The sequence below is a fragment of the Frigidibacter sp. MR17.14 genome (assembly GCF_037095735.1).
Classification (GTDB): Bacteria; Pseudomonadota; Alphaproteobacteria; order Rhodobacterales; family Rhodobacteraceae; genus Frigidibacter.
Genome location: NZ_JBAWKD010000021.1, coordinates 1 through 25484, shown reverse-complemented (window position 1 = coordinate 25484; position 25484 = coordinate 1). Strand labels below are relative to the sequence as shown.

At 69.9% G+C, this 25484-nt stretch carries 26 protein-coding genes and 1 pseudogene; 15 read left to right on the top strand and 12 right to left on the bottom strand.

Going from position 1 to position 25484, the window contains the following annotated elements:
• From V8J36_RS21900 to V8J36_RS21860, 9 genes and pseudogenes are all read right to left on the bottom strand, one after another.
• Positions 1-609, bottom strand: a pseudogene (locus V8J36_RS21900) (aldehyde dehydrogenase family protein); the annotation flags it as partial.
• A 98-nt stretch (positions 610-707) separates the two neighbouring features.
• Positions 708-1505: an NAD-dependent epimerase/dehydratase family protein gene (locus tag V8J36_RS21895; RefSeq protein WP_336469448.1), complete on the bottom strand. Its 798-nt coding sequence runs from the start codon at positions 1503-1505 to the stop codon at positions 708-710.
• Positions 1506-1567: 62 nt separating this feature from the next.
• The gene (locus tag V8J36_RS21890) at positions 1568-2848 is read right to left on the bottom strand and encodes a TRAP transporter large permease (protein WP_336469447.1); all 1281 of its coding nucleotides are present in this window, start codon (positions 2846-2848) and stop codon (positions 1568-1570) included.
• A 3-nt stretch (positions 2849-2851) separates the two neighbouring features.
• Complete coding sequence (locus tag V8J36_RS21885; protein ID WP_336469446.1) at positions 2852-3445, bottom strand: TRAP transporter small permease; 594 nt, start codon at positions 3443-3445, stop codon at positions 2852-2854.
• Positions 3445-4425, bottom strand: a complete 981-nt coding sequence (locus tag V8J36_RS21880; RefSeq protein WP_336469445.1) for a TRAP transporter substrate-binding protein — start codon at positions 4423-4425, stop codon at positions 3445-3447. Before V8J36_RS21880 ends, V8J36_RS21885 begins: the two co-directional genes overlap by 1 nt.
• A 204-nt stretch (positions 4426-4629) precedes the next feature.
• Positions 4630-5493, bottom strand: a complete 864-nt coding sequence (locus V8J36_RS21875; protein ID WP_336469444.1) for an amidohydrolase family protein — start codon at positions 5491-5493, stop codon at positions 4630-4632.
• A 5-nt stretch (positions 5494-5498) separates the two neighbouring features.
• Positions 5499-6632: a mandelate racemase/muconate lactonizing enzyme family protein gene (locus V8J36_RS21870; protein WP_336469443.1), complete on the bottom strand. Its 1134-nt coding sequence runs from the start codon at positions 6630-6632 to the stop codon at positions 5499-5501.
• A 109-nt stretch (positions 6633-6741) separates the two neighbouring features.
• Entirely contained in the window at positions 6742-7662 is a 921-nt protein-coding gene (kdgD, locus tag V8J36_RS21865; protein WP_336469442.1) for a 5-dehydro-4-deoxyglucarate dehydratase, read from the bottom strand.
• A 139-nt stretch (positions 7663-7801) separates the two neighbouring features.
• Entirely contained in the window at positions 7802-8530 is a 729-nt protein-coding gene (locus V8J36_RS21860) for a FadR/GntR family transcriptional regulator (protein WP_336469441.1), read from the bottom strand.
• A 141-nt stretch (positions 8531-8671) separates the two neighbouring features.
• On the opposite strand from V8J36_RS21860, the gene V8J36_RS21855 reads away from it, so the two are divergent.
• Both V8J36_RS21855 and V8J36_RS21850 read left to right on the top strand, forming a co-directional pair.
• On the top strand, positions 8672-10036 hold the full coding sequence (locus tag V8J36_RS21855; protein WP_336469440.1) for a sensor histidine kinase: 1365 nt from the start codon (positions 8672-8674) through the stop codon (positions 10034-10036).
• Entirely contained in the window at positions 10033-10671 is a 639-nt protein-coding gene (locus V8J36_RS21850) for a response regulator transcription factor (RefSeq protein WP_336469439.1), read from the top strand. The genes V8J36_RS21855 and V8J36_RS21850 overlap by 4 nt, the downstream gene beginning before the upstream one ends.
• 21 nt (positions 10672-10692) lie before the next feature.
• Here V8J36_RS21850 and V8J36_RS21845 read toward each other — a convergent pair whose 3' ends face one another.
• Complete coding sequence (locus V8J36_RS21845) at positions 10693-11325, bottom strand: hypothetical protein (protein WP_336469438.1); 633 nt, start codon at positions 11323-11325, stop codon at positions 10693-10695.
• Positions 11326-11539: 214 nt separating this feature from the next.
• On the opposite strand from V8J36_RS21845, the gene V8J36_RS21840 reads away from it, so the two are divergent.
• Positions 11540-11782, top strand: a complete 243-nt coding sequence (locus tag V8J36_RS21840; protein ID WP_336469437.1) for a hypothetical protein — start codon at positions 11540-11542, stop codon at positions 11780-11782.
• Positions 11783-11989: 207 nt separating this feature from the next.
• Here the strand turns inward: V8J36_RS21840 and V8J36_RS21835 are convergent, their stop codons facing one another.
• A complete protein-coding gene (locus V8J36_RS21835) occupies positions 11990-12529 on the bottom strand; it encodes a TetR/AcrR family transcriptional regulator (RefSeq protein ID WP_336469436.1) in 540 nt (179 codons plus the stop codon).
• 110 nt (positions 12530-12639) lie between these two features.
• Between V8J36_RS21835 and V8J36_RS21830 the strand changes: the two genes are divergently transcribed.
• The 9 genes from V8J36_RS21830 to V8J36_RS21790 all read left to right on the top strand — a co-directional run bounded on the left by V8J36_RS21830 (position 12640) and on the right by V8J36_RS21790 (position 21531).
• Positions 12640-13137 (top strand): (2Fe-2S)-binding protein, encoded by a 498-nt coding sequence (locus V8J36_RS21830; RefSeq protein ID WP_336469435.1) that lies wholly within the window; start codon positions 12640-12642, stop codon positions 13135-13137.
• Positions 13134-14159 (top strand): FAD binding domain-containing protein, encoded by a 1026-nt coding sequence (locus tag V8J36_RS21825; RefSeq protein ID WP_336469434.1) that lies wholly within the window; start codon positions 13134-13136, stop codon positions 14157-14159. Before V8J36_RS21830 ends, V8J36_RS21825 begins: the two co-directional genes overlap by 4 nt.
• Entirely contained in the window at positions 14152-16386 is a 2235-nt protein-coding gene (locus V8J36_RS21820; protein ID WP_336469433.1) for a xanthine dehydrogenase family protein molybdopterin-binding subunit, read from the top strand. Before V8J36_RS21825 ends, V8J36_RS21820 begins: the two co-directional genes overlap by 8 nt.
• 125 nt (positions 16387-16511) lie before the next feature.
• The gene (locus V8J36_RS21815; RefSeq protein WP_336469432.1) at positions 16512-16949 is read left to right on the top strand and encodes a LacI family DNA-binding transcriptional regulator; all 438 of its coding nucleotides are present in this window, start codon (positions 16512-16514) and stop codon (positions 16947-16949) included.
• Between the two features lie 18 nt (positions 16950-16967).
• Positions 16968-17210 carry a GMC oxidoreductase gene (locus V8J36_RS21810; RefSeq protein WP_336469431.1) on the top strand — a complete coding sequence of 81 codons (243 nt, stop codon included), beginning with the start codon at positions 16968-16970 and terminating at the stop codon, positions 17208-17210.
• Between the two features lies 1 nt (position 17211).
• On the top strand, positions 17212-18258 hold the full coding sequence (locus V8J36_RS21805) for a cytochrome c (RefSeq protein ID WP_336469430.1): 1047 nt from the start codon (positions 17212-17214) through the stop codon (positions 18256-18258).
• Positions 18152-19768 carry a circadian clock protein KaiC gene (gene kaiC, locus V8J36_RS21800; protein WP_336469449.1) on the top strand — a complete coding sequence of 539 codons (1617 nt, stop codon included), beginning with the start codon at positions 18152-18154 and terminating at the stop codon, positions 19766-19768. Before V8J36_RS21805 ends, kaiC begins: the two co-directional genes overlap by 107 nt.
• Before the next feature lie 18 nt (positions 19769-19786).
• A complete protein-coding gene (locus V8J36_RS21795) occupies positions 19787-20074 on the top strand; it encodes a circadian clock KaiB family protein (RefSeq protein ID WP_336469429.1) in 288 nt (95 codons plus the stop codon).
• Positions 20071-21531: a sensor histidine kinase gene (locus tag V8J36_RS21790; RefSeq protein ID WP_336469428.1), complete on the top strand. Its 1461-nt coding sequence runs from the start codon at positions 20071-20073 to the stop codon at positions 21529-21531. Before V8J36_RS21795 ends, V8J36_RS21790 begins: the two co-directional genes overlap by 4 nt.
• A gap of 42 nt (positions 21532-21573) precedes the next feature.
• On the opposite strand, the gene V8J36_RS21785 is transcribed toward V8J36_RS21790, so the two are convergent.
• The gene (locus V8J36_RS21785; protein WP_336469427.1) at positions 21574-22278 is read right to left on the bottom strand and encodes a GntR family transcriptional regulator; all 705 of its coding nucleotides are present in this window, start codon (positions 22276-22278) and stop codon (positions 21574-21576) included.
• A gap of 141 nt (positions 22279-22419) precedes the next feature.
• On the opposite strand from V8J36_RS21785, the gene araD reads away from it, so the two are divergent.
• The 3 genes from araD to V8J36_RS21770 form a co-directional block, all read left to right on the top strand.
• Positions 22420-24156: an L-arabinonate dehydratase gene (araD, locus tag V8J36_RS21780; protein WP_336469426.1), complete on the top strand. Its 1737-nt coding sequence runs from the start codon at positions 22420-22422 to the stop codon at positions 24154-24156.
• A 22-nt stretch (positions 24157-24178) separates the two neighbouring features.
• The gene (locus V8J36_RS21775) at positions 24179-24904 is read left to right on the top strand and encodes a ribonuclease activity regulator RraA (RefSeq protein ID WP_336469425.1); all 726 of its coding nucleotides are present in this window, start codon (positions 24179-24181) and stop codon (positions 24902-24904) included.
• A gap of 68 nt (positions 24905-24972) precedes the next feature.
• On the top strand, positions 24973-25484 hold a 512-nt coding region (locus V8J36_RS21770; protein ID WP_336469424.1), incomplete at its 3' end, for an aldehyde dehydrogenase family protein.

The window sequence follows — 25484 nt, the reverse complement described above, 5'->3', positions numbered from 1 at the left end:
GCGGCGGTGTCGCCGCCGGCGGTCGAGAAGGCGAGCGGGAAGTTCGAGGCGCCGAAGACCGCGACCGGCCCGATCGGGCGCTGGACCATGCGGATCTCGGGCCGCGGAGCGGGCTGGCGGTCGGGCAGCGCCGGATCCACGCGCCGGTCGAGATAGTCGCCCGCGCGGATATGCGAGGCAAACAGCCTCAGCTGCCCGGTGGTGCGGCCACGCTCGCCCTGCAGACGGGCCTCGGGCAGTCCGGTCTCCTGCGAGCCGATCTCGGTGATCGCCTCGGCGCGGGCCTCGATCTCGTCGGCGATGGCGTCGAGGAAGGCCGCGCGGTCCTCGCGCGGCAGATAGGCATAGGACCAGAAGGCGTCCTCGGCAGCGATGCAGGCCTGCGTGACCAGCTCGGGCGTGCCGGTNGAAGGCCGCGCGGTCCTCGCGCGGCAGATAGGCATAGGACCAGAAGGCGTCCTCGGCAGCGATGCAGGCCTGCGTGACCAGCTCGGGCGTGCCGGTCGAGAACTCATGCGCGGGCCCGTGGGCCGGGTCCGAGGCGAAGCGCGCCCCGGTCCCGATCCAGTCCCCGGCGATCAGGTGCTTTCCATGCGGCGTGAAGGTCATCTCGATCCCTTCCCATTTCTCATTGGCAAAAATATCCCCGCCGGAGGCATCCGACGGCAGAGCCCGCGCGGCGGCGTGGCAGGCGACGTGACGGGCGCTCAGGCTCCGTGGATCGGTTCCTGGGTGAACATGCCGCCTTGGTAGACGGCGTTCGGGTGATCCTTGGCCGGCCGCTCCATCTTCGCGTCCAGCGCCGCGCGGAACCGTTCCGAATTGTCCTTCGGGCGCCAGCCGATCGCGGCGGCCGAGGCCGTGTCCCACCACTTCTGGTCGTTGTCCGACACGCCCCAGATCACCGGGCAGCCCAGCCGCGGTGCGCGGAAGATGCAGCCGATCAGCGCGGCGCAGTCGTCGAAGGACATCCAGGTCGCCAGCATCCGGTGGTTCATCGGCTCTTCGAAACACGAGCCGATCCGCACGATCGCCGTCTCGATCCCGAACTTGTCGTGATACATCGAGGCCAGCGCCTCGCCGAAGCATTTCGACACGCCGTAAAGCCCGTCGGGGCGCATCGGGTCGGTGGTCTTCAGCCACTCATCCTGCCGGTAGAAGCCGATCGTGTGGTTCGACGAGGCGAAGAGCACGCGGCCCACTCCCTCGGCCCGCGCGGCCTCGTAGAGGTTGTAGAGCCCGAGGATGTTGGCGTTCAGGATCGTGGCGAAATCGCCCTCGACCGACTTGCCGCCGAAATGCACGATCCCGTCGCAGCCCGCGACCATCGCCCGCACCGCGGCCGCATCGGCCAGGTCGCAGGTCACGGCCTCTTCGTTCGAGCCGGGGTCCGCGACGGGGACGATGTCGGCCAGGCGCAGCGTCTCGGCCACCTCGCCCAGGCGGGAGCGCATCGCGCGGCCAAGGCCGCCAGCGGCGCCGGTGATCAGCAGTTTCTTCAGCATGGGTCCTCCGAACGTCGGACCGCCGGGCCCGGGATGCGGGTCCGGCGGGAATTGCGGTCAGCTCAGCGGAAGACGCCGGGCAGCCAGAGCGAAAGGGCCGGGATGTAGGTCACCAGCATCAGCGTGACGAAGGCCGCGGCATAGAAGGGCCAGATCGACTTCATCACCTGGCCGATGCCGATGCGCCCCACCGCGCATCCGACGAAGAGCACCGATCCCACCGGCGGCGTGCAAAGCCCGATGCCGAGGTTCAGGATCAGGATCACGCCGAAGTGGACAGGATCGACCCCGAAGGCCTGCGCCACCGGCAGGAAGATCGGCGTGGTGATCACGATCAGCGGCGACATGTCCATGAAGGTGCCAAGGATCAGCAGCATCACGTTGATCAGAAGCAGGATCACGATCGGGTTGTCGGAGAAGCCCTGCAGAAACTCGACCATCTGCGTCGGCACCTTCAGGTAGGCCAGCAGCCAGCCGAAGCAGGCGGCCGAGCCGATCACCATCAGCACCATCGCGGTGGTGCGCACCGCGGCCAGCGTCGCTTCCTTGAAGTCGAACCACGACAGGCTGCGATAGACCAGCAGCGTGACGCCCAGCGCGTAGATCACCGCGATGTTCGAGCTTTCGGAGGCGGTGAAAACGCCCGAGCGCACGCCGCCGAAGATGATCGCGATCAGGATCAGCCCCGGCACGGCCGAGAAGAACAGCGTGCCCAGCATCGCCCAGCCCGGGAAAGGCTCGCGCGGGTAGCCGCGGCGCTTGGCCACCAGCCAGGCCGCGACCATCAGCGAGAGCGCCAGCATGAAGCCCGGCACGATCCCCGCGGTGAAGAGGTCCGCGATCGAGATCCGCCCCCCGGCCGAGATCGAGTAGATGATCATGTTGTGCGAGGGAGGGATCATCAGCGCGATGATCGACGACACGACGGTGATGTTCACCGCATAGTCGACGCCGTAGCCGCGCGCCTTCATCTGCGGCACCATCAGCCCGCCGACGGCCGAGGCATCGGCGGTGGCCGAGCCCGAGACGCCGCCGAACATCAGCGAGGCCGCGATGTTGACCTGACCGAGGCCGCCGCGCATGTGGCCGACGAGCGCCGCGGCGAAGGCCACCAGCCTGCGGGCGATGTCGCCGCGCACCATCAGATCGCCGGCATAGATGAAGAACGGGATCGCCATCAGCGCATAGACCGAGACGCCCGAGTTCAGGCGCTGGAACACCACCACCGGCGGCAGGCCTAGGTAGAGCACGGTCGCGAAGCTCGACACGCCGAGGCAGAAGGCGACCGGCGTGCCGATCAGCAGAAGGAAGACGAAGCTTCCGAACAGGACCACGAGTTCCATGGCTTATTCCTCGATCGCGTCGTCGCCGAAGCGGACGGTGGGCAGGCCGGCGATGCGGCGCAGGATGCGCTCGGCCGAGAACAGCAGCAGCAGCGCGCCCCCGCCGACGATCGGCGCGAAGTCCCAGGCGCGGCTGACGCCGAGGCCGGGGATCACGTTCGAGGCGGCCTTTTCCGACAGCTGCAGGCCGTACCAGACCATGCCCCAGCCGAAGGCGCCGACGACGGCGTCCGAGATCGAGTGCAGGATCGGCTTCAGCCAGTTCGGAAGCACGTAGAGGAGCACGTCGAAGGACAGGTGATAGCCCTCGCGGATGCCGACCGCGGCGCCCAGGAAGATGAACCAGCCCATGATCAGGACCGAGCCCGGTTCTGCCCATTGCAGCGACGAGTTCAGCACGTAGCGGAACACCACCTGGCCGAAGACGAAGCAGGTCATCATCACGAGGCCCACGCCCGCGACCCAGAGCGCGATCGTGGCCAGCCAGCCGGTAAGGGTCGCCAGGCGTTCCATCGCCTGGCGCAGAGGGTTCGCGGCCCGCGCATGGGGGCCGCCGTAGCCGGGCGTGGTCCCGGGGATGTGCGGGCGCGCGCTCATCACTTGGTGTCCTGGATGCGCTTGACCAAGTCCTGCAGTTCGGGCGTGGTCACATACTTGGCGTAGACCGGCTTCATCGCGTCGATGAAGGGCTGCTTGTCCACGTCCATGATCACTTCGGCGCCGCCGGCCACGACCTTGTCTTCCGAGGCCTTGACCTGCTTGGCCCAGAGATCGCGCATGACGGGGACAGAGGCCTTGGCCGCCTCCTTCACCGCAGCCTGATCCTCGGGCGTCAGCTTGTCCCAGCTCGATTTCGACATCGCGAGGATCTCGGGCATGATCAGGTGCTGGTCGTTGGTGAAGTACTTCGCCACCTCGGCATGGCCCGAGCTGTCGTAGGAGGGGAAGTTGTTTTCCGCGCCGTCGATGACGCCGGTCTGGATCGAGGAATAGACCTCGCCATAGGGCATCGGCGTCGCGTTGGCGCCCAGCGCGTCCATCATGTCGACAAAGACGTCACTTTGCATGACGCGGAACTTCATGCCCTTCAGGTCGTCGATGGTCTTGATGGGCTTTTGCGAGTTGTAGAAGCTGCGCGAGCCGCCGTCGTAGAAGGCGAGGCCCACCAGGTCATGCTCGCCGAAGGCGGCCATGATCTCGTCGCCGATCGGACCGTCCATCACGTCATGCATGTGCTCTTCCGAGCGGAAGATGTAGGGCAGCGAGACGATCTGGGTTTCTGGGATGATGTTGTTGAAGGGCCCGAAGCTGGCGCGGACCATGTCGATCACGCCGAACTGGGTCTGCTCGATCGAGTCCTTCTCTTCGCCCAGCTGCGACGAGGGGAAGACCTCGATGCAGAGCCGGCCGCCGGTCTTCTCTTCCAGGATCTTGCCCATCTGCTTGACCGCCTCGACGGTCGGATAGCCGTCGGGATGGGTGTCGGCAGAGCGCAGCGTGGTCTCGCAGGCGCCCGCGGCACCGGCGATCAGCGTCGATGCGGCCAGCGCCGCGAAAGTGGTCAGGTAAGTCCTCATGTCGTCCTCCCATGCAGCCCGTTCGGGCCTCGCTTCGACCGGCCGCCCGCAGGGGACCGGACCTTACCGGGGGGCCGTTCCGCCGCCCCGCTCCCTTCCCGTCGGTCCCGTCCCGGGGCACCGTTCGCGTGAACGGCGTCTCCTCCCCGGTGCGGTCCCACTCGTTACCCGGCCGGGAACAGCCCCGGCCCCCTGCCCCCCCGGTCAGACGACCGGCGGAAATCCGAACAGCTCCTGCGGGTTCGCGACCAGCGCGCGGCTCCGCGCCGCGGCATCCGGGAACCAGCCCAGCACCGTGTCGGTCAGCGCCTTGTCGCAGGGGTATTCCGCAGCGGTCTTGGCCAGGTTGTGCGGCCAGTTCGTGCCCCAGACGATCCGCTCGGGCGCATGGGTCGCGATCTCGCGCGCGACCTCGGCCACGTCGGCATAGTCCGGCGCGCCCGTGCGCGAGCTTTCGTAGACGCCCGCGAACTTGAACCAGCAGCGCCCGGCGTCGATCAGCCGCTTCACCGCCGCGATCTCGGCCGCGCCGGCGCCAGCGAAGAACTTGCCGTGATGGTCGAAGACCCAGCGCGATTTCAGCGCGGCCAACCGCGGTTCCAGCTCGAGGATGCGGTTGCCGTCGAACTGCACTGCCATCATCCAGCCGGCCGCAGCCGCGCGGGCATCGACCGCCTCGAGCGCATCGAGCCCCAGCGCGCCGCCCGGCAGATCCATGATCCGCGCACCGACGACACCCGCCGCGGCGAGGTCGGCCATCTCGGCCTCTGACGTCTCGCCCGAGATCACCGCGACGCCGCGCGCGATATCGCCCATCTCGGCCAGGCAGGCGCGCAGGTTGCCGTTGTCGGCCTGATGCGCGTTGCCTTGCGTGATCACGACCCGGTCGATGCCCAGCCAGCCCATGACCTGCCGGTAGGCCTCGGCGTCGGGCAGCGGATCAGGCGGCAGGCCGGGGCCGCCGGGCTGTGCCGGGAAGCCCGGCAGGTACATGTGCATCTGCGTGTCGACGGTGCCCTTCGGCAGAACGAAGGCGGGTTTCTCGCCGCTCAGCTTGCGCAACATCATGGGGCTCACTCCTTCGGCGCGAATGCGGCCAGCGCCGCGCGATCGATCTCGATCCCGAGGCCGGGGCCGTCGGGGATCGCAACGACGCCCGCGACATGCTCGATGGGACGGGTGACGATGGCCTGGCGGAACGGGTTGTGGGTGCGGTCGAACTCCATGATCGGCTCAATGGGATTGACCCGCACCGGCGAGGGCACCATGGCGGCCATGAACTGCAGCGCCGCGGCGATGTGGACGGCGGTGCCCCAGACATGCGGCACCACCCGCACCCCGTGCAGCGCCGCCAGATCGGCGATGCGCCTGGCCTCGGTGAAGCCGCCGCAGCCCGCAAGGTCGGGCTGGGCGATGTCGACCGCCCGCGTTTCCAGCGGTTCGCGGAAGCCCCAGCGCGTGTGCCAGGTCTCGCCGCCCGCGACCGGGATCGGCTGGCGGGCGCGGACCTCGCGATAGGCGGCCAGCTGTTCGGGCACCACCGGCTCCTCGAACCAGTCGATGTCCAGTTCCGCCGCCGCCTGCCCCAGCCGGATCGCCTCGATCGCGTCATAGCCGTGGTTGGCGTCGATCATCAGCCGCATGTCGGGCCCGATCGCCTCGCGCACCGCGCGGACCACGCGCAGATCCTCGGCGACGCCGAAGCCGATCTTGATCTTGCAGGCATGGAAGCCCTCGGCCGCCCGCGCCGCCATCTCGGCCGCGTTGTCCTCGACCCGGTCGACGCCGTCGCGCTTGAAGGACCCGGTCGCATAGGCGCGGATCTCCTCGCGGAACCGCCCGCCCAGCAGCACCGAGACCGGCACCCCGAAATGCTTGCCCTTGATGTCCCACAGCGCGATGTCGATCCCCGACAGCGCCGTGACCGTCAGCCCGCGCTGCCCCTGGTCGCGCAGCGCGTTGTAGAGCGTGGCCCAGATCTTCTCGGTCTGCAGCGGGTCCTGCCCCACCAGCCATTGCGCATAGGCCGCGACCACCGCGGCATTGGCCCGTGCCGGCCCCAGGCATTCGCCCCAGCCCACGGTGCCGTCGTCGCATTCGATCTCGACCAGCACATGGCTGCGCCGGTCGAAGCGCATCGAGGCGCTTTCGAAGGCCGTCTCCAGCCGATGGTCCAGCAGATGGGTGCGGACGGCCGCGATCTTCATCAGTCTTCCTCCCGTCCCCGGCTTTCGCATTGGCGAAAATATCCCGGGGGAGTCCCGCAGGGACGGGGGCAGAGCCCCCTCCCCGCCCGTCAGCCTCAAGCCGCCACCGTCAGGCGGCCATCTTCCGGCGGTAGGGCGCGATCAGCGCCTCCATCATCGCCATCTCCTCGGCGTCGAGGTCCTTCAGCGGCGGCCGCACCGCGCCGGCCTTGAAGCCCTGCGCCCGCACGCCCGCCTTGATCGCCGAGACCGCATAGCCCTTCGAGCGGTTGCGGATCGCCATGAACGGATAGAAGAACTCGTTCAGTATCCGCTCGCAGGTGGCGCGCTCGCCGGCACGCAGCGCGCGGTAGAACTCGACCGCGAGGCCCGGCACGAAGTTGAACACCGCCGAGGAATAGGTGGTGAAGCCCGCGCCCAGATAGGCTTCGGCGAAAAGCTCCGCCGTGGGCATGCCGCCCAGGTACATCAACCGGTCGCCCATCTTGGCGGTGATCTGGCGCACGAGGCCGATGTCGCCGGTGCCGTCCTTGAAGCCGATCAGGTTCGGGCAGGCATCGCAGAGCCGGGCCAGCGTGTCGGCCTGCAGGACCGCGTTGTCGCGGTTGTAGACCATCACGCCCATGCCGGTCGCGTCGCAGACCGCCTTCACATGGGCATAGAGCCCTTCCTGCGGCGCATCGATCAGGTAATGCGGCAGCAGCAGGATGCCGGTCGAGCCGACCTTCTCGACCGAGCGCGCGATGTCCTTGGCGATCTCGGTCCCGTAGCCGCAGCCCGAGACGATCGCGGTGCGCCCGTCCGCGGCCTCGATGGCGGCGGAGACGATCGCGGGGATCTCGGACGGGGTGAGCGAGAAGAACTCGCCGGTGCCGCCGGCCGCGAACAGGACCGGCGCGTCATAGCCCGACAGCCAGTCGACATGCGCCTTGTAAGGCTCGGGGGCGAAGCGGCCTTCGGCATCGAAATGGGTCACGGGGAAGGACAGCAGTCCCGAGCCGAGGGCGGATTTCAGTGCTTGCGGATCCATTGCGGCCTCCTCCTAGAGCTGCGCGCCCGTTCCCTCCGGGCTTGTCAGGGGAGTAATCCACCTGACTGACGCCTGTCAACAACTTGTATGATGAATTTTGTCGAGGCGCATCCAAACCCCCGGAAACGTTCGGGCGCGATCATTGGCGCAGCAGCGCGCGGTACCGGCTTTGGCTGCCTTTCAGATGCACGCGCATCGCCTCGCGTGCCGCGGTCTCGTCGCGGTCGAGAATCGCCGCGACAATGTCGTCATGCTCGCCGCGGATCTGCTCGAGATAGCCGCGCGGGGCCGGGTCGGCGCTTTCGTCCTGCCTGAGCGCGCTGCGCGGGATGATCCCCGGCCCGATGATCTGCAGGAACTCGGCGAAGCGCGGGTTGCCGGTCGCCTCGGCGATGGCGAGATGCAGCTGGTAATCGGCCTCGCCGGTCGGCCGGCCCTCGGCCACGCAGGCGCGGAACAGGGCGTTGGCATCAAGGATCGCCTCTTCCCGCGCCGGCGTAAGCCTTTGGGCGGCAATGGCTGCGGCCTCGACCTCGACCGCGGTGCGCAGCTCCAGCAGCTCGATCGTCGAGGACACGCGCTGCGGATCGAGGTTGCGGAACGGCGCCGGGGCCTGCGGTGCGGGCGCCAGCACGAAGACCCCCGCGCCCTGCCGTGCCTCGACCAGGCCTTCCGACCGCAGCGCCGCGATCGCCTCGCGCACCACGGTGCGGCTGACACCATGGGCCTGGGTCAGCTGGCCCTCGCTGGGCAGGCGGTCGCCAGGCTGCACGGCGCCCGAGGCGATCTCGGCGCGCAGCGTCTCGGCGATGCGCGCGACGAGGGTGCCGCTGCGCGGGCGGGCGGAGGGGGTGGCCGGCTTGTCCACGATGGTCTGGTCCTGTCTGGCTCCTATTGAAATTCATCATACCAATTTTGCGCGCCATGGAAACCTGTCTTGGCCGCCGCTGCCGCCGACCGGACTTCAGTCCGAGTGTCGCGCGCCCGGGATCCGCGCGATACTGCGCCCATGTCGCTGCCGCACCGCCTGACCTCCCTGTGGTCCGGGACCACGCTCGCCACCCGCTTCGCGCTTGCGGGGGGCTTCGTGCTGCTGACCGCGGCGCTGGCCACGGGCACCTTCGTCACCGCCCGGATCGAGCGCAGCGTGGTGCGCAACGCGGCGGCGACGACGGTTCTGTATCTCGACAGTTTCCTCGCGCCCTTCGGCGAGGACCTCGCCCGCCCCGGCGAGCAGTCGGCCGCCGCCCGCGGCGCGCTGACCGAGATCCTGACCCAGTCCGCGGTCGGGCTGCGGGTGATGTCCTACAAGATCTGGCAGGCCGACGGGCTGGTCCTCGCCGCCTCGGACCCGGCGCTGGTCGGGCGACGCTTCCCGGTTTCGGACGAACTGGCGCAGGCAGCGGCCGGACAGGTCGCGGCAGGCTTCGACAATGTCGGCGACGAGGAGGACGAAGGCGAGAGACGGATGGGGGTGCCGCTGCTCGAGATCTACAGCCCGATCCGCGCCGACTGGTCGGGCGACATCGTGGCGGTGGCAGAGCTTTACATCGCCGATCCCGCGCTGCACGCCGACCTGCGGGCGGCGCGGCGCAGCGCCTGGATCGGCATCGGCTCGGGCGGTTTGCTGCTGGGGCTGCTGCTCTATGGCATTGTGCGTCGCGGCAGCGCGACGATCGAGGCGCAGCGGCGCCGGCTCGACGCGCAGCTGGCCGATCTGGGCGCGCTCTCGGCGCACAATGCCGCGCTGCGCCGCCGGGTGCAGGCGGCGGCGGGCGGCGCCACCGCCGCGACCGAGCAGGCGCTGCACCGGATCAGCGCCGACCTGCACGACGGGCCCGCGCAGCTTCTGGCCTTCGCGGCGTTGCGGCTGGACAGCCTTGCGCCCGCGCTCGATGGCGAGGTCGGCGAGGTGCGCGACGCGATCGCGCAGGCGATGGAGGAGGTGCGCGCGATCTCGCGCGGGCTGGTGCTGCCCGACATCGCCGGCCGCCCCCCGGCCGAGGTAGCAGCGCTGGCCATCGAGGCGCATTGCGCCCGCACCGGCGAGACGGTGGCGCAGGATCTCGATCCCGCGGCGCGGGGGCCGCTGTCGGCGGCGCAGCGGATCTGCCTTTACCGCTTCGTGCAGGAGGGGCTGAACAATGCCAGCCGCCATGCCGGCGGCGCGGGGCTTCGCGTCAGGCTCGCGCAGCGGGGCGAGACGCTGAGGGTGAGCGTGCGCGATGCCGGGCCGGGCGCGCCGGGGCAATTGGTCGAGGGCATGGGCCTGACGGGGCTGCGGCACCGGATCGAGAGCCTCGGCGGCCGGTTCGGCCTGCTGCCGGCCGCGCCGGGGATCGAGCTGTGGATGGAGATCGGAGGCGAGGGATGACGCTGTGCCGTGTGGTGATCGCGGATGATCATCCGCTGTTCCGCGACGGGGTCGCGAGGACGCTCGAGGAAACCGGGCGCTACCGGGTCTGCGGTCGGGCCGGGTCGGGGCGCGAGGCGGTGGCGCTGGTCGCGGCCGAGGCGCCGGATCTGGTGATCCTCGACCTGTCGATGCCCGATGGCGGGCTCTGGGCGCTGGAGCGGATCGCGGGCGACGCGGGGCCGGTCGTCGCGATGCTGACGGTGTCCGAAGACAGCGAGGCGGTCTTCGCCGCGCTCGAGGCCGGGGCGCGCGGCTACCTCCTGAAGGGCGTGGGCGCGGCGGAACTGGTCGCGGTGCTGGACGGGCTGATGGAGGGGCAGAGCCATGTCGCGCCAAGCCTCGCCGCCAAGGTGCTGACGCGGATGCGCGCGCCGCGCCGGGCCGAGGCCGATCCGCTGGACAGCCTGACCCCGCGCGAGGAAGAGATCCTTCGGCTGGTCGCGGGCGGGCTGTCGAACAAGGAGGTTGCGCGGCGGCTGGACCTGCAGGAGCGCACTGTGAAGCACCACATGACCCAGATCCTGCAGAAGCTGCAGCTGCGCAACCGCACCGAGGCGGCGCTGGCGGCGCAACGGCGCTGGGGCGACGGCTGAGACGCCGCCCCGGCCGGGGCGTCAGCGCGCGAGGCGGCGCAGACGCTCGATATCCGCCGCGGTGGCGGTGCGTTCGATCACGGTGCGGTTGCGGGCATCCTTCAGCTCGTAACGTCCCCCCTCGAGCTCTTCGCGCCAGCCATCGGCATAGGTGACCTCGATCCCCGCGGCCGAGCGTTCGACACGGGCGACATCGCCGGTGCGGCTGTCGCCGCGGGTCTCGGTGCCGCCGCGGCGGTGGCCGCCGCCGTCACGGCCGCTGCGCCCGCCGTGATCGTCGCCAAGGTCATGGGTGGCACCGTCATCCGCGCCGCCCGAGGTGCCGTGATCGTCCGCGGCATCCTCTGCGGCGTCCTCTGCCGCATCGTCAGAGGCATCGTCCGAAGCGTGATCGGCTGACCCGCCCGACCCGTGGGACGAGTCGTCGCCCGCGTCCTCGCCCGAATCGTCGTCGTGGTCGTCGCCTGCCTCGCCGCCATGGTCGTCGCCGCCGCCGTCATCGCTGCCACCCTTGGCCTGCGCGGTGGCGATGCCGAGGGCCCAGCCGCCGGTCACGGGGCTGCGGTGCAGGCTGACGCCCGAGGCCACGGTGAAGGCCGCGAGCGTCAGCATCAGCCAGGGCGCGCGGCGCGGAGATCGGAAATCGTCGAACATCTTGGGTCCTCCCTGGGACAGCCTTCTGCTGCGTCACCCGCCCAGTTCACCACGAAAGCCTTCCCAGCGGATCGGACCAAGGTCCGATACGACCCGGCGCAGAAGGGCAAACCGTTTGCGGCGAAGGGCCAATCCCGGCCCCTGCGCGCGGCGTGCTGGACAGGCCGGTCGACCGGGGTGTTAATGAACATATTCCGAAGCATGGGAGGAAGCGGTGCCACACCGGCTGCATCTTCGCCTCGCGATCGTCCAGCATCTCGACATGGTCGGCGCCTCGTCGCCGGACCGCGCCCGCGATCCCCGCGCCTTCCACATCGGGCATGGCGTGCGCGCCGAGGATTACGAACAGGCGCTGGCAGAGTTGCTGGGGCTCGAGATCGTCGCGACCAATGCGGCCGGCCTGATCTACATCACCCGCGCCGGGCACCTGATCCTGTGCGGACCAGACGAGGCCTGACCCACTACGTCCAGCGGCACAGGGGCAGGCCCCCACAAGCGCGCGAGACGAGGGAGACGCGAGGGCGGAACGAGGGCGGGGCCTACCCCCGAGGCAAAACCCCGCCCCCGGGCGCGGCACATGCCGGCAAGCAGTTCCGCACCTTCCGGCACGCTAGCCGCCCCAAAAGATATACGAAAGAAATATCTTTAATCACGCCGCCGCCGGTCAGCGCGGGCGCAGACCGTCAAGGAACACCTCGAGCAGCACACCGGCCCGGGCCGGATCCGCGCCCGGACCATAGCTGAGCCCGATCATCACCCGCATCAGGTCGTCGCTGGTCACGTCGTCGCGCAGGCTGCCTTCGGCCACCGCGCGGGCATGCAGCGCCGCGATCGCCGCGCGCATCCGCTGCGACTGTTCGCTGAAGAAGGTCGAGTCGGGCTCGAACACCGGGGCCAGCGCCGCCACCATGCCACGCTTGGTCGCCATCATCTCGAGCACCGCGCGCATCCAGTCGGCCAGACCCTCGTCGGCCGCGCGCCGCTCGAGCCCCTCGACCTCGCGCGCATAGACCGCCTGGAACAGCGCCTCGCGCGTGGGGAAATGCCGGTAGAGCGTGCCGATGCCCACGCCGGCCGTGCGCGCCACCGCCTCGAGACTGCCGCCCTCGCCCCGGAAGACCTCGCGCGCGGCCTCGAGCAGGCGCTCGCGGTTGCGCAACTGGTCGGCGCGCGGCTTTCTTGCCTTCGGCGTCTCTTCGCCCATTTCCCTTCCCATACGTCATCCCGCTTGAAATACGGAGGCACCCTCCGTATTTCTCACTTCCAGGCCGGGTCCTCCGGCATCCCTGTCAGCTTACTGCCAAAGAGGGAAAGATGACACCGACCCTGAACCTCACGATCAACGGAACGCCGCAGACCATCGCGCTGGACGATCCGCGGGCGACGCTTCTCGACCTTCTGCGCGAGCGGCTGGGCCTGACCGGCACCAAGAAGGGCTGCGACCGCGGCCAGTGCGGCGCCTGCACGGTGCTGGTCGACGGCGAGCGGGTGAATGCCTGCCTGTCGCTGGCGCTGTCGCAGGACGGCAAGCACATCACCACCATCGAGGGGCTGGCCGAGGGCGAGCAGCTGCACCCGGTGCAGGCCGCCTTCATCGCCCATGACGGCTTCCAGTGCGGCTATTGCACGCCGGGCCAGATCATGTCGGCCGTGGGCCTGATCGCCGAGGGCGAGGCCGGGCTCGACCCCGAGCGGGTGCGCGAAGGGATGAGCGGCAACATCTGCCGCTGCGCGGCCTATGCCGGCATCACCGAGGCGGTGCTGGAGGCCACGCGCGAGATGGACACCGCAGCGGAAAGGAAATCGGCATGAACCGCTTCGATTACGTCCGCGCCGACTCGCTGGGCGCCGCGGTGGGCGCCGAAGGCGCGCTTCTGGCCGGCGGCACCAACCTGCTCGACCTGATGAAGATCGGCGTGGCCACGCCCGAGCGCCTCGTCGACATCTCGCGCCTGCCGCTCGACTGGATCGAGGAGCACGAGGGCGGCCTGCGCATCGGCGCCATGGTCCGCAACGCCCAGATCGCCCGCCACCCGGCGGTGCTCGCGCGCTATCCGGCGCTGGCAGAGGCGCTGCTGTCGGGAGCCTCGGCCCAGCTGCGCAATGCCGCGACCACCGGCGGCAACGTCATGCAGGCCACGCGCTGCAGCTATTTCCAGGATCCGCTCTCGCCCTGCAACCGCCGCGAACCGGGCGCGGGCTGCGGCGCGCTGGGCGGCGAGACCCGCAACCACGCCGTCCTCGGCTGGACCGAGGGCTGCATCGCCACCCACCCCTCCGACATGTGCGTGGCGCTGGCCGCTTATGATGCCGTGGTCGAGATCGCGGGCCCGGACGGCCGGCGCGAGGTGCCGATGGCCGAGTTCCACCCGCTGCCCGACGCGACCGGCGCCGGCCCCGCACCCCTCGCCGCGGGCGAGGTGATCACCCACATCCGTCTGCCCGACGCGGGCGGCATGGCCCGCCATGCCCGCTACGTGAAGCTGCGCGAACGCACCTCCTTCGCCTTCGCCATCGTCTCGGCCGCCGCCGCGCTCGAGATCCGCGAGGGGCGCATCGTCACCGCCCGGCTGGCGCTTGGTGGGGTCGCGGCCCGGCCCTGGCGCGCCCGCGCCGCCGAGCAGGCGCTGGAAGGCCAGCCCGCCACCGGCGACAGCTTCGCCCGCGCAGCCGAGCTTGCCCTGCAGGGGGCCCGGCCCTCGGGCGACAACGCCGCCAAGATCGAACTCGCGCGCCGCATCGCCGTGCGCGCCCTGGAACGCGCGGCGGCAGGCACGCCCGAACGGCTGCCCGCCCTGCCCGCGTCCGTCTTCGCAGGAGATGACAATGGCTGAGGTCATGAACATGGAAGGCCACGTCCGGCTCGGCTCGAACGCCGGGCAGGCGCTGACGCGGCGCGACGGCATCCTGAAGGTCACCGGCGCCGCGCCCTATGCCGCCGACGCCCGGCCCGAGGGGCTGCTCTACGCCGTCGCCGCCACCGCCGGCATCGCCCGCGGTCGCGTCACCCATCTGGATGTGGCGGCGGCCACGGCGCATCCGGGCGTGGTGAAGGTCTACACCCCCGCCAACGTCCCCGCGCTGGCGATCAGCCCGGACGAGAAGATCCATCCCTTCGTCTGGAAGATGGAAGCCCTGCAGTCGGACGCCGTGCGCTATGCCGGCCAGCCGATCGCCATGGTGCTGGCCGAAACGCTCGAGGCCGCGACCGAGGGCGCGCGGCTGCTCGCACCCCGCTACGAGGCCGAGCCCCCGCGCGTGACCTTCGAGACGGGCGAACCCTACGAGACCGACACCACCGCCTTCGGCCGCCCGGCCACCCATCGCGCGGGCGATCTCGACGCTGCCCGCGGCACGGCGGCGCATCACGTGGTGACCGAGGTCTCGACCCCGGCGCAATACCACAACGCGATGGAGCCCCATGCCGTCACCGCCCGCTGGGACGGCGACCGGCTGGAGCTTGACACGCCGACGCAGGCGCTGGCCCTGACCAAGACCACGATCGCGGCCTTCCTCGGGATCGATGCGGCCGGGGTCACGATCCGCAGCCCGTTCCTTGGCGGCGGCTTCGGCTCGAAGGCGATCGTCTATGGCGCGCAGCTGCTGGCGATCCTGGCCGCGCGCGATCTCGGCCGTCCGGTGAAAATGGTGCTGACCCGCGCGCAGATGTACGGCCCCGTCGGCCACCGCGCCCCCACCCGCCAGACGGTCACGGTGAACCTCGATCCCGAGGGCGCGATCACCGCGCTGGAACATGACACGCTGACCGTCACCTCGACCTTCGACCACTTCCTCGAAGGGGCCTCGGGCGCCTCGCACAGCGTCTACGTGGCCCCGGTGCTGCACACCACGCATCGCGCGGTGCGCGGCGACATCGGCACGCCGGGCCCGATGCGCGCCCCGGGCGAGGCCTCGGGCTCGGCCGCGCTGGAACTGGCGATCGACGCCGCGGCGGAAGCCGCGGGCATGGACCCGCTGGCCTTCCGCCTGAAGAACTATGCCGAGACCGATCCCGCCACCGGCATGGCCTTCTCGTCCAAGGCGTTGCGCGAATGCTACGCGCAGGCCGCCGAGCGTTTCGGCTGGGACGCGCGTCCGCTGGCCCCCCGCCAGATGCGGCAGGGCCGGCTGCTGAAGGGCTGGGGCATGGGCACCGCGCAGTTCCCCTGCCCGATGTTCCAGGCCGCGGCCCACGCCACGCTGCGCGCCGACGGCTCGGGCGTGGTCGAAACCTCGGCCGCGGACATGGGTCAGGGCGCCTGGACGGCGCTGGCGCAGATCGCGGCCGACGGGCTTGGCATCGACATCGACCGGCTGGACTTCCGCTCGGGCCATTCCGACCTGCCGGACGCGGGCATCGCCGGCGGCTCGGGCCACACGGCGACCGCCGGCACGGCGCTCTTCAACGCGGGCGCCGACGTGATCCGCCAGCTGGCGGACCTCGCCACGCAGGACCCGGCCTCGCCGCTGTTCGGGGCGGGCAACGCCGGGGTCACCGCCCGCGCCGGCCGGCTCTGGCGCAATGACGACGAGCGCTCGGACAGCTACGAGGACATCCTCGCCCGCGCCGGGCTCGACCTGATCCGGGGCGAGGGCAAGGGGGTGCGCGAGGGCGAGCCCACGCGTGCGATGTTCAGCCACGGCGCGGTCTTCGCCGAGGTGCTGGTCGATCCCGATCTGGGCCAGGTCCGCGTCAGCCGCCTGGTCGGTGCCTTCGCCGCCGGGCGGATCATCAACCCGAAGCTCGCCCGCAGCCAGCTTCTGGGCGGCATGACCTGGGGCATCGGCTTCGCGCTGCAGGAAGAGGCACTGCACGACGCGCGCACCGGGCGTTTCGTGAACAACGACCTTGCCGGCTACCACGTGCCGGTGAATGCCGACGCCCCGATGATCGAGGCGCTGACCGTGCACGAGGACGATCCCTTCGTGAACACGCTCGGCATCAAGGGCGTGGGCGAGATCGGGGTGACCGGCACCGTCGGCGCCATCGGCAACGCGGTCTGGCACGCCACGGGCATCCGCCCGGCCGGCTTCCCGATCCATCCCGAAAGCCTGATCTGAGCCCCTGCCCCCGGCGCATTCCCGCGTCGGGGGCACCCGACCAAGCCCCATTGCCGCAGCGCGGCACGGCGCGCTATACCTCCTGTCGCCCGCCGCGCGTGGCGGGTCGAGCCGGAGCGAACGCAATGCGGGACAGCCTCGCCGGGGGCGGCAGACCGCGCGGGGTCAGGTTTCAGGACATCGCCGCCCGCGCCGGTGTCAGCGTCACCAGCGTCGAGCGGGTGCTGAACAAACGCGGCAGCGTCTCGACCGCGACCCGCGACCGGGTGGTCGCCGCGGCGCAGGCGCTGGGGATCAGGCGCCACCTGCCCGACGTGGCCCATGGCGTGCAGTCGATCGAGGTGATCCTGCCGCGCAATCCGACGCCGTTCTGGCACAGCCTCGACGCGAGCTTCCGCCAGATCGCCGCCCAGCTTCCCCGCCACATCCGCATCCAACGCACCTTCGTGCCGCAGGGCAATCTCGACCAGTTGCGCCGCGCGGTGCTGCGCCCGGCCGTGCCGCGGCGCGGGCTGATCATCGCCGCCGACGCGACCGAGGCCATCGCCCCCGCCCTGTCCTAGCCGAACTTCGTGCGGATCATGGGCGGGACGGTGATCGACGGCGACACCGGCTGGCAGAATCGCGACCACCTGATGGGCGCGGTGATCATGGGCGACGACCCGAAGACTTCGGTGGTCAACGGCGAATGCCGGACCTGGGACCACGACAACCTGTTCCTGGCCACCACCGGGGTGATCCCGGCCTCGGGGCTGATCAACCCGACGCTGACCGGCGTCGCGCTGGGGATCCGCGCGGCCGACATCATCGCCAAGGAGATCTGAGATGACCCGACTCTCACTTCTCGTGCTGGCTGCGGTGACGCTGGCCGGCCCCGCCCTGGCGCAGGACGAGGCCGCGCGGATCGAGCGCGGCCGCTACCTGGCCACCGCCGCCGACTGCGCCGCCTGCCACCGCACCGCCGAGCCCGACGGCGCGCCCTTCGCGGGCGGCTATGCCATCGCCTCGCCGATGGGGCGGATCGTCGCCTCGAACATCACGCCCTCGACCCGCTTCGGCATCGGCGGCTGGTCGGAAGAGCAGTTCGCCCGCGCCCTGCGCGAGGGCATGGCCCCGGACGGCCATCTGTATCCGGCGATGCCCTACACCGCCTATGCGACGATGCCCGATGCCGATGTGCACGCGATCTGGACCTACCTGACCAAGGCCGTGGCCCCGGTCGAGGCGGCGCCCGCGGCGCGCACCGCGCTGTCCTTCCCCTTCGACCAGCGCTGGCTGATGGCGGGCTGGAATCTCGTCTTCAACCGCGCGACGCCGATGGATGCCTCGGCGGTGGCCGAGGGCGGGCCGAACCGCGGCAAGTATCTTGTCGACGGGCTGGCGCATTGCTTTGCCTGCCACTCGCCGCGCAACGCGCTGATGGGCGAGGACAACGGTGCGGGCTATCTTTCGGGCGGCGATGTCGGCGGCTGGCATGCCCCGAACATCACCCCCGACCCGGTCAGCGGCGGGCCTGCAGCCGGCCCGGACAGGGACCGAACCCTGACCGCACCCCGGCCCCGCCCCCCGCCCCGCATCCTGTCGCAGCCTGCGACGGCGGCTGCCACGCGCCGGCGGCCCCGGGGTCCGGCCGCGGAATCCTCATTGGCACTGAGGTCCGCTTGTCCTATCACCCGTCTTTGGCACAGAAGCAGGCAGGGTCATGTCCAGCGCGCGCGGTATTTCGAAGTCCCTCACCGGTATTTCCGGGTTCGACGACCTGACCATGGGCGGCCTGCCCACCGGGCGCCCGACGCTCGTCTGCGGTTCGGCGGGCTGCGGCAAGACGCTGTTCGCCTCGACCTTCCTGATCAACGGCGCGCGCGAGCATGACGAGCCGGGCGTCTTCGTCACCTTCGAGGAACGCCCCGTCGACATCGTCTCGAACGTCTCGTCGCTGGGGTTCGAGCTCGACAGCCTGATCGCGCAGGACCGGATCGTCATCGAGCATATTCGCGTCGACCCCTCGGAAGTGGCGGAGATCGGCGATTACGACCTCGAAGGCCTGTTCCTGCGGCTGGAACTGGCAATCGATTCGATCGGCGCGAAGCGCGTCGTGCTCGACACGATCGAAAGCCTGTTCTCAGCCTTCTCGAACCCCGCGATCCTGCGGGCCGAGATCCGGCGGCTGTTCGACTGGCTGAAGGACAAGGGGATGACCACGGTCATCACCGGCGAACGCGGCGACGGCGCCCTGACCCGGCAGGGGCTCGAGGAATACGTCTCGGACTGCGTGATCCTGCTGGACCACCGGGTGCAGGACCAGATCTCGACCCGCCGCATGCGCATCGTGAAATACCGCGGCACCGCGCATGGCACCAACGAATACCCGTTCCTGATCGACGAGGACGGCTTCTCGGTGCTGCCGGTCAGCTCGCTCGCGCTCGAGCACAAGGTGATGGAGGACCGCATCTCCTGCGGAGTCCCCGATCTTGACGGCATGCTCGCCGGCGGCGGCTTCCACCGCGGCTCGTCGATCCTGATCTCGGGCGTCGCGGGCTCGGGCAAGTCCTCGCTCTCGGCCAGCTTCGCGGCGGCGGCCTGCGCCAAGGGCGAACGCGCGCTCTATTTCTCGTTCGAGGAATCGGCCGGGCAGGCCGCGCGCAACATGCGCTCGATCGGGATCGAGCTGCAGCCCTGGCTCGACGAGGGCCGGCTGCGGTTCATCGCGGCGCGGCCGACCTTCTACAGCCTCGAGATGCATCTTGCGGTGATGCTGCGCGAGGTGAACCGCCACCGGCCCGACATCGTGATCCTCGACCCGATCTCGGCCTTCCTCGACACCGGCAACCGGTCCGAGGTGCAGGCGATGCTGCTGCGGGTCATCGACTATCTGAAGAATCGCGGGATCACGGCGGTCTTCACCCACCTCACCCACGGCTCGATCGACAGCGCTATGACCGATGCAGGCCTGTCCTCGCTGATGGACAGCTGGATCCTGATGCTGAACCGCGAGGTGAATGGCGAATTCAACCGCGAGCTCTACCTGCTGAAGGCGCGGGGCTCCGCGCATTCGAACCAGGTGCGGGAATTCGTGATGGACGACAACGGCATCCGGCTTCTGGAACCCTATCTGGGCGAGGACGGGGCGCTGACGGGCTCGGCCCGCAAGGTGGCCGAGGCCCGCGCGCGTCGCGTCGAGGTCGACCGGCTGGCCGAGATCGATCGGCGCAGCCGCCGTATCGAGGAGCGCCGCCGCAAGGCGCTGGCGCAGATCGAGGCGCTGCAGGCCGAGATCGACGCCGACTCGGCAGAGCTTGGGGCGATGACAACCGCCGAAGTGGAATTCCAAAAACAAGCCAAGGACGACGCCAGCGCGCTCAAGCGCGGCCGCCGTGCCTGAGCCAGTAACGGACCGACGATGACAGACACCCCGAAATCCCCGAAGAAGCTTGTGCTGTATGTCGCTGGCCAGACGCCGAAATCCCTGACGGCGATCGCGAACCTGCGCCGCATCTGCGACACCCATGTTCCGGGAGAATACGAGATCGACGTGGTCGACCTGCGGCAGAACCCGAAGCTCGCGCGCGAGCATGACATCGTCGCGATCCCGACCCTGGTGCGCGAGCTGCCGGTGCCGCTGCGCAAGATCATCGGCGACCTGTCGGACGAGGAAAAGGTCCTGATCAGCCTGAAGGTCGAGGGATGACACTCGCGCCCGAGGCCCTCGCCGAGCTGAAGCGCCGGCTGCGCGAGGCCGAGGACACGATCCGCGCGATCCGCGAAGGCGAGGTCGACGCGCTGGTCGTCGGGGCGCTCGACCAAGAAGAGGTCTTCAGCATCGGCGGCGACGCGGATGCCTTCCGGGTGTTTCTCGAAGCGATGCAGCACGGCGCCGCGGCGCTGGATGGCTCGGGGCGGCTGCTCTATGCCAACGCGGTCTTCGCCGGGCTGGTGGGCCATCCGGTCGAGGCGATGCGCGGCCACCCGGTCGCGGACTTCCTGCCGCCCGACATGGCAGCCCTTCTGGAGCGGATGATCGCCGCGCCCGAGGCGCATCCCGCCGGGCTGCCGGTGGTGCTGGCCACGCCCGCGGGGCCGCGCCACGCGCTGGTCTCGGTCGCGCCGCTCAAGCTCGGGACGACGCGCGGCTTCGCACTGACCCTGACCGACCTGACGGAACGCCAGCGTGCCGAACAGGCCGAACGCAGCGGCCGCGTCGCCGCCGCCGTCATCCGCTCGGCCAACGAGGCGGTGATGGTCTGCGACCTTTCCGGTCGCGTGACCCATGCCAACGCCGCCGCCCGCGGCGTCTTCGACGGCGACCCGGTGGGCCACCTGCTGGCCGAGATCGTGCCGCTGGTCTTCACCGGCTCGCTCGCCCCCGCCGATACCGCCGACATGCTGCGCCAGGCAATGTCCGGCGCGGCGCTGCAGGGGCTCGAAGCGCAGGCGCCGGAAACCGCGCGGATCAACGACCTGCTGGTCAGCGCCGCGCCGCTGATGGTCGCCGAGGGCGAGGTCGCAGGCTGCGTGGTGACGCTGGTCGACCTGACCCAGCGCAAGGCGCTGGAGCGTCAGCAACTGCTGCTGATGCGCGAGCTGGATCATCGGGTGAAGAACATCCTGGCGATGGTGCTGTCGATCAGCCGCCGCACCCGGCGCAACAGCACCGGGGTCGAGGATTTCATGGAGTCCTTCACCGGCCGCATCCATGCGCTGTCGGCCACCCACAACCTGCTGGCGCAGAAGTCCTGGACCGAGCTCGGCATCGCCGAGATCCTCGCGGCCGAGCTCGCGCCCTTCGACTCGGTCAGCCGCGGCCGCATCGCGCTGGCGGGGCTCGATCGCATGGTCACGCCGCGGGCCGCGGTCGCGCTGGGCATCCTGTTCCACGAGCTGACGACCAACGCCGTCAAGCACGGGGCGCTGAAGGGCGAAGGCGGCAGCATCGCGGTCTCGGCCGGGTCCGAGCCGGGCGGCGGCCTGCTGATCGACTGGAAGGAGCAGGTCACCGATCCCGTGACCGAACCGACCCGTCAAGGCTTCGGCACCGTGGTCATCGCCCAGAGCATGCTGCACGCCCCGGGCGGCGGCACCGAACTGCTGTTCGAACCCGACGGGCTGCGCTGCCGCATCACGATCCCGTCCGAAGACATCGCCTGAACCGTTCCGGCAGGGCTGCTGCCTTGCCCCGTCGATCCGGCGTCAGGCGAAGTGGTCGGGGAATTCGCGGCGCAGCGCCTCGATCCGCGAGACGGTCTGGCTGAGGTGGTCGCGCATCGCATCGGTGGCGGCCTCGGGCCGGCCCGAGGCGATGCCCGCGATGATCGCCTTGTGCCCGTCGAGGATGCTGACGACCTTGCCCTTCTCGGGCAGGTGCAGCCGGCGCGCGCGTTCGAGATGGCCCGACCGCTCGCGCACCAGATGGTTCAGGCCGATCTGACCGACGCCGGCGAAAAGCGTCTGGTGGAAGACCTCGTCGAGTTCTTGGAACATCGCGATCTGTGACGGATCGTCCGAGATCGCCTCCTGCATGCGCAGGATCGAGCGCGCCCGCGACAGGGTGGCGTCGCTGTCTTCTGCCGCCAGCCGGCGGCAGACCTCGGTTTCCAGCGACATCCGCAGGAAATGCGCCTCGTAGATCTGCGGCACGTCGATCCGCGTCACCACCGTGCGCGATTGCGGGAAGATGAAGACCAGCCCCTCTTGCTTCAGAAGCTGCAGCGCCTCGCGGATCGGGGTCTGGCTGACGCCGTAGGTGTCCGAAAGATCGGTGCGCGACAGCGTCGTGTCCGGCGCAAGCTCCAGCGTGATGATCCGCCGCCGCAGGTCGCCATAGACCCGCTGCACGGTGGTGCCCCCCTGCATCAGCGGGGCATGCAGCCCGAACGTTTCCGCCATCACGACCATCTCAGCCTCCCTCGTGGCCTGCGAGGGTATGCGCAGTGACGCGCCGTGACAACGACAATTGCTACATTGATATGCCTGACCAACTAATATATTAGTGTCTATGGAGCGCATCGACCCGATTCCGATGCGAAGGAGAGGATCATGGCGAAAGAGAAGATGGCCGGGGAACTCCGGTCTGCGCGCTGGTTCGCGCCCGATGACCTGCGCAGCTTCGGCCACCGCAGCCGGATGATGCAGCTGGGCTATTCCGAGGAAGACTACCTCGGCAAGCCGCTGATCGGGATCCTGAACACCTGGTCCGAGATCAACTCGTGCCACGGCCACTTCCGGGAACGCGCGCAGGACGTGAAGCGCGGCGTGGCGCAGGCCGGCGGCTTCGCGGTCGAGATGCCCTCGCTTTCGGTCGACGAAAGCTTCACCAAGCCGACCTCGATGCTCTACCGCAACATGCTGGCGATGGAGACCGAGGAGATGATCCGCTCGCACCCGTTCGACGGCGTGGTGCTGATGGGCGGCTGCGACAAGACCACGCCGGGGCTGGTCATGGGCGCGATCAGCGCGGGCGTGCCGATGATCTACCTGCCCGCCGGCCCGATGCTGCGCGGCAATTACGCCGGCAAGATCCTCGGCTCGGGCTCGGACGCCTGGAAATACTGGGACGAACGCCGCGCCGGCAACATCTCTGACGAGGAATGGCTGGGCGTTCAGGGCGGGATCGCGCGCTCGCACGGCACCTGCATGACCATGGGCACCGCCAGCACGATGACCGCCATCGCCGACGCGATGGGGCTGACGCTGCCCGGCGCCTCTTCGATCCCGGCGGTCGATGCCAACCACCAGCGGATGTCGGCCAGCTGCGGCCGGCGCATCGTCGAGATGGTCCGCGAGGATCTGACCCCCGACAAGATCGTCACCGATGCCGCCTGCCGCAACGCCGCCGTGGTCGCGATGGCCACCGGCTGCTCGACCAATGCCGTCGTCCACCTGATCGCCATGGCACGCCGCGCCGGCTGCGCGCTGACCCTCGACGATCTCGACCAGCTCGGCCGCGAGACGCCGCTGATCGCCAATGTCCGCCCCTCGGGCAAGGACTACCTGATGGAGGACTTCTTCTACGCCGGCGGCCTGCGCGCGCTGATGAAGCAGATCGAGGACCGGCTCGACTGCACCGCGCTGACCGTCACCGGCCAGACCATGGGCGAGAACCTCGAAGGGGCGCAGGTCTACAATGACGACGTGATCCGTCCACTGTCGAACCCGGTCTACCACGAGGGCTCGCTGGCGCTGCTGCGCGGGAACCTCTGCCCCGACGGGGCGGTGATCAAGCCCGCCGCCTGCGACCCGAAATACCATGTCCATCAGGGCCCGGCGCTGGTCTTCGACAGCTACCCCGAGATGAAGAAGGCCGTCGACGACGAGGACCTCGACGTGACGCCCGACACGGTGATGGTGCTGCGCAACGCGGGACCGCTCGGTGGTCCGGGCTTCCCGGAATGGGGCATGCTGCCGATCCCGAAGGCACTGATCAAGCAGGGCCACCGCGACATGCTGCGGATCTCGGACGCGCGGATGTCGGGGACCTCCTACGGGGCCTGCGTGCTGCACGTCGCGCCCGAATCCTACGTCGGCGGGCCGCTCGCGCTGCTGAAGACCGGCGACATCGTCCGCCTCGATCTACCCGCCCGCCGTCTCGACATGCTGGTCGACGAGGCCGAGATCGCGCGCCGCCGCGCCGCGTGGACGCCGCCCGAGCCGAAGTTCGAGCGCGGCTGGGGCTGGATGTTCTCGAAACACGTCACCCAGGCCGACAAGGGCTGCGACTTCGACTTCCTGGAAACCGGCTTCGGCCGCACCGCCGGCGAACCCGACATCTACTGAGGATCCCATGAAGGATATCCCGATGACCGATTACACCCTGTCCGACGCGACCCGCGCGAAGCTGAAGAAGGTCTCGACCGCCTCGGTCGCGACCGCGCTCTACAAGCGGGGACTGCGCAACCAGTTCGTCCAGGGCGTGGTGCCGGTCGAATGGAAGGGCCAGACCATGGTCGGCCAGGCCTTCACCCTGCGCTACATCCCCGCACGAGAGGATCGCAACCCGATCACCGTCTTCCGCAACGCCGACCATCCGCAGCGCGTGGCGATGGAAACCTGCCCACCCGGCTGGGTGCTGGTGATGGATGCGCGCAAGGACGCGCGCGCGGCCTCGGCCGGCTCGATCCTGATCACCCGTCTGGCGATGCGCGGCGCGGCCGGGGTGGTGTCTGACGGCGGCTTCCGCGACGCGGCGGGCATCGGTGCGCTCGACATGCCGGCCTATCACGCGCGGCCCTCGGCGCCCACGAACCTGACGCTGCACGAGGCGTTGGACCTGAACGTGCCGGTCAGCTGCGGCGACGTGGCGGTGTTCCCGGGCGACGTGATGCTCGGCGATGGCGACGGGGTGATGGTGATCCCCGCGCATCTGGCCGACGAAATCGCAGAGGAATGCACCGGCATGGAAAGTTTCGAGGACTTCGTGCTCGAGCAGGTGCAGGACGGCGCGGCGATCATCGGGCTCTACCCGCCGACGAAGGACGAGAACCTCGAGAAATACGCGGCCTGGCGCGAGAAGACCGGGCGCTGAGCCCGGCCCTGCCGTCGGATGCCTCCGGCGGGGATATTTTTGCCAATGAGAAATGGGAAGGGATCGAGATGACCTTCACGCCGCATGGAAAGCACCTGATCGCCGGGGACTGGATCGGGACCGGGGCGCGCTTCGCCTCGGACCCGGCCCACGGGCCCGCGCATGAGTTCTCGGTGGGCACGCCCGAGCTGGTCGCGCAGGCCTGCATCGCCGCCGAGGACGCCTTCTGGTCCTATGCCTACCTGCCGCGCGAGGACCGCGCGGCCTTTCTCGACGCCATCGCCGACGAGATCGAGGCGCGCGCCGAGGCGATCACCGAGATCGGCTCGCAAGAGACCGGCCTGCCCGAGGCCCGCCTGCAGGGCGAGCGTGGCCGCACGACCGGGCAATTGCGGCTGTTTGCCTCGCATATCCGCGCGGGCGACTATCTCGACCGGCGCGTGGATCCGGCGCTGCCCGACCGCCAGCCCGCTCCGCGCCCCGAGATCCGCATGGTCCAGCGCCCGATCGGGCCGGTCGCGGTCTTCGGCGCCTCGAACTTCCCGCTCGCCTTCTCGACCGCCGGCGGCGACACCGCCGC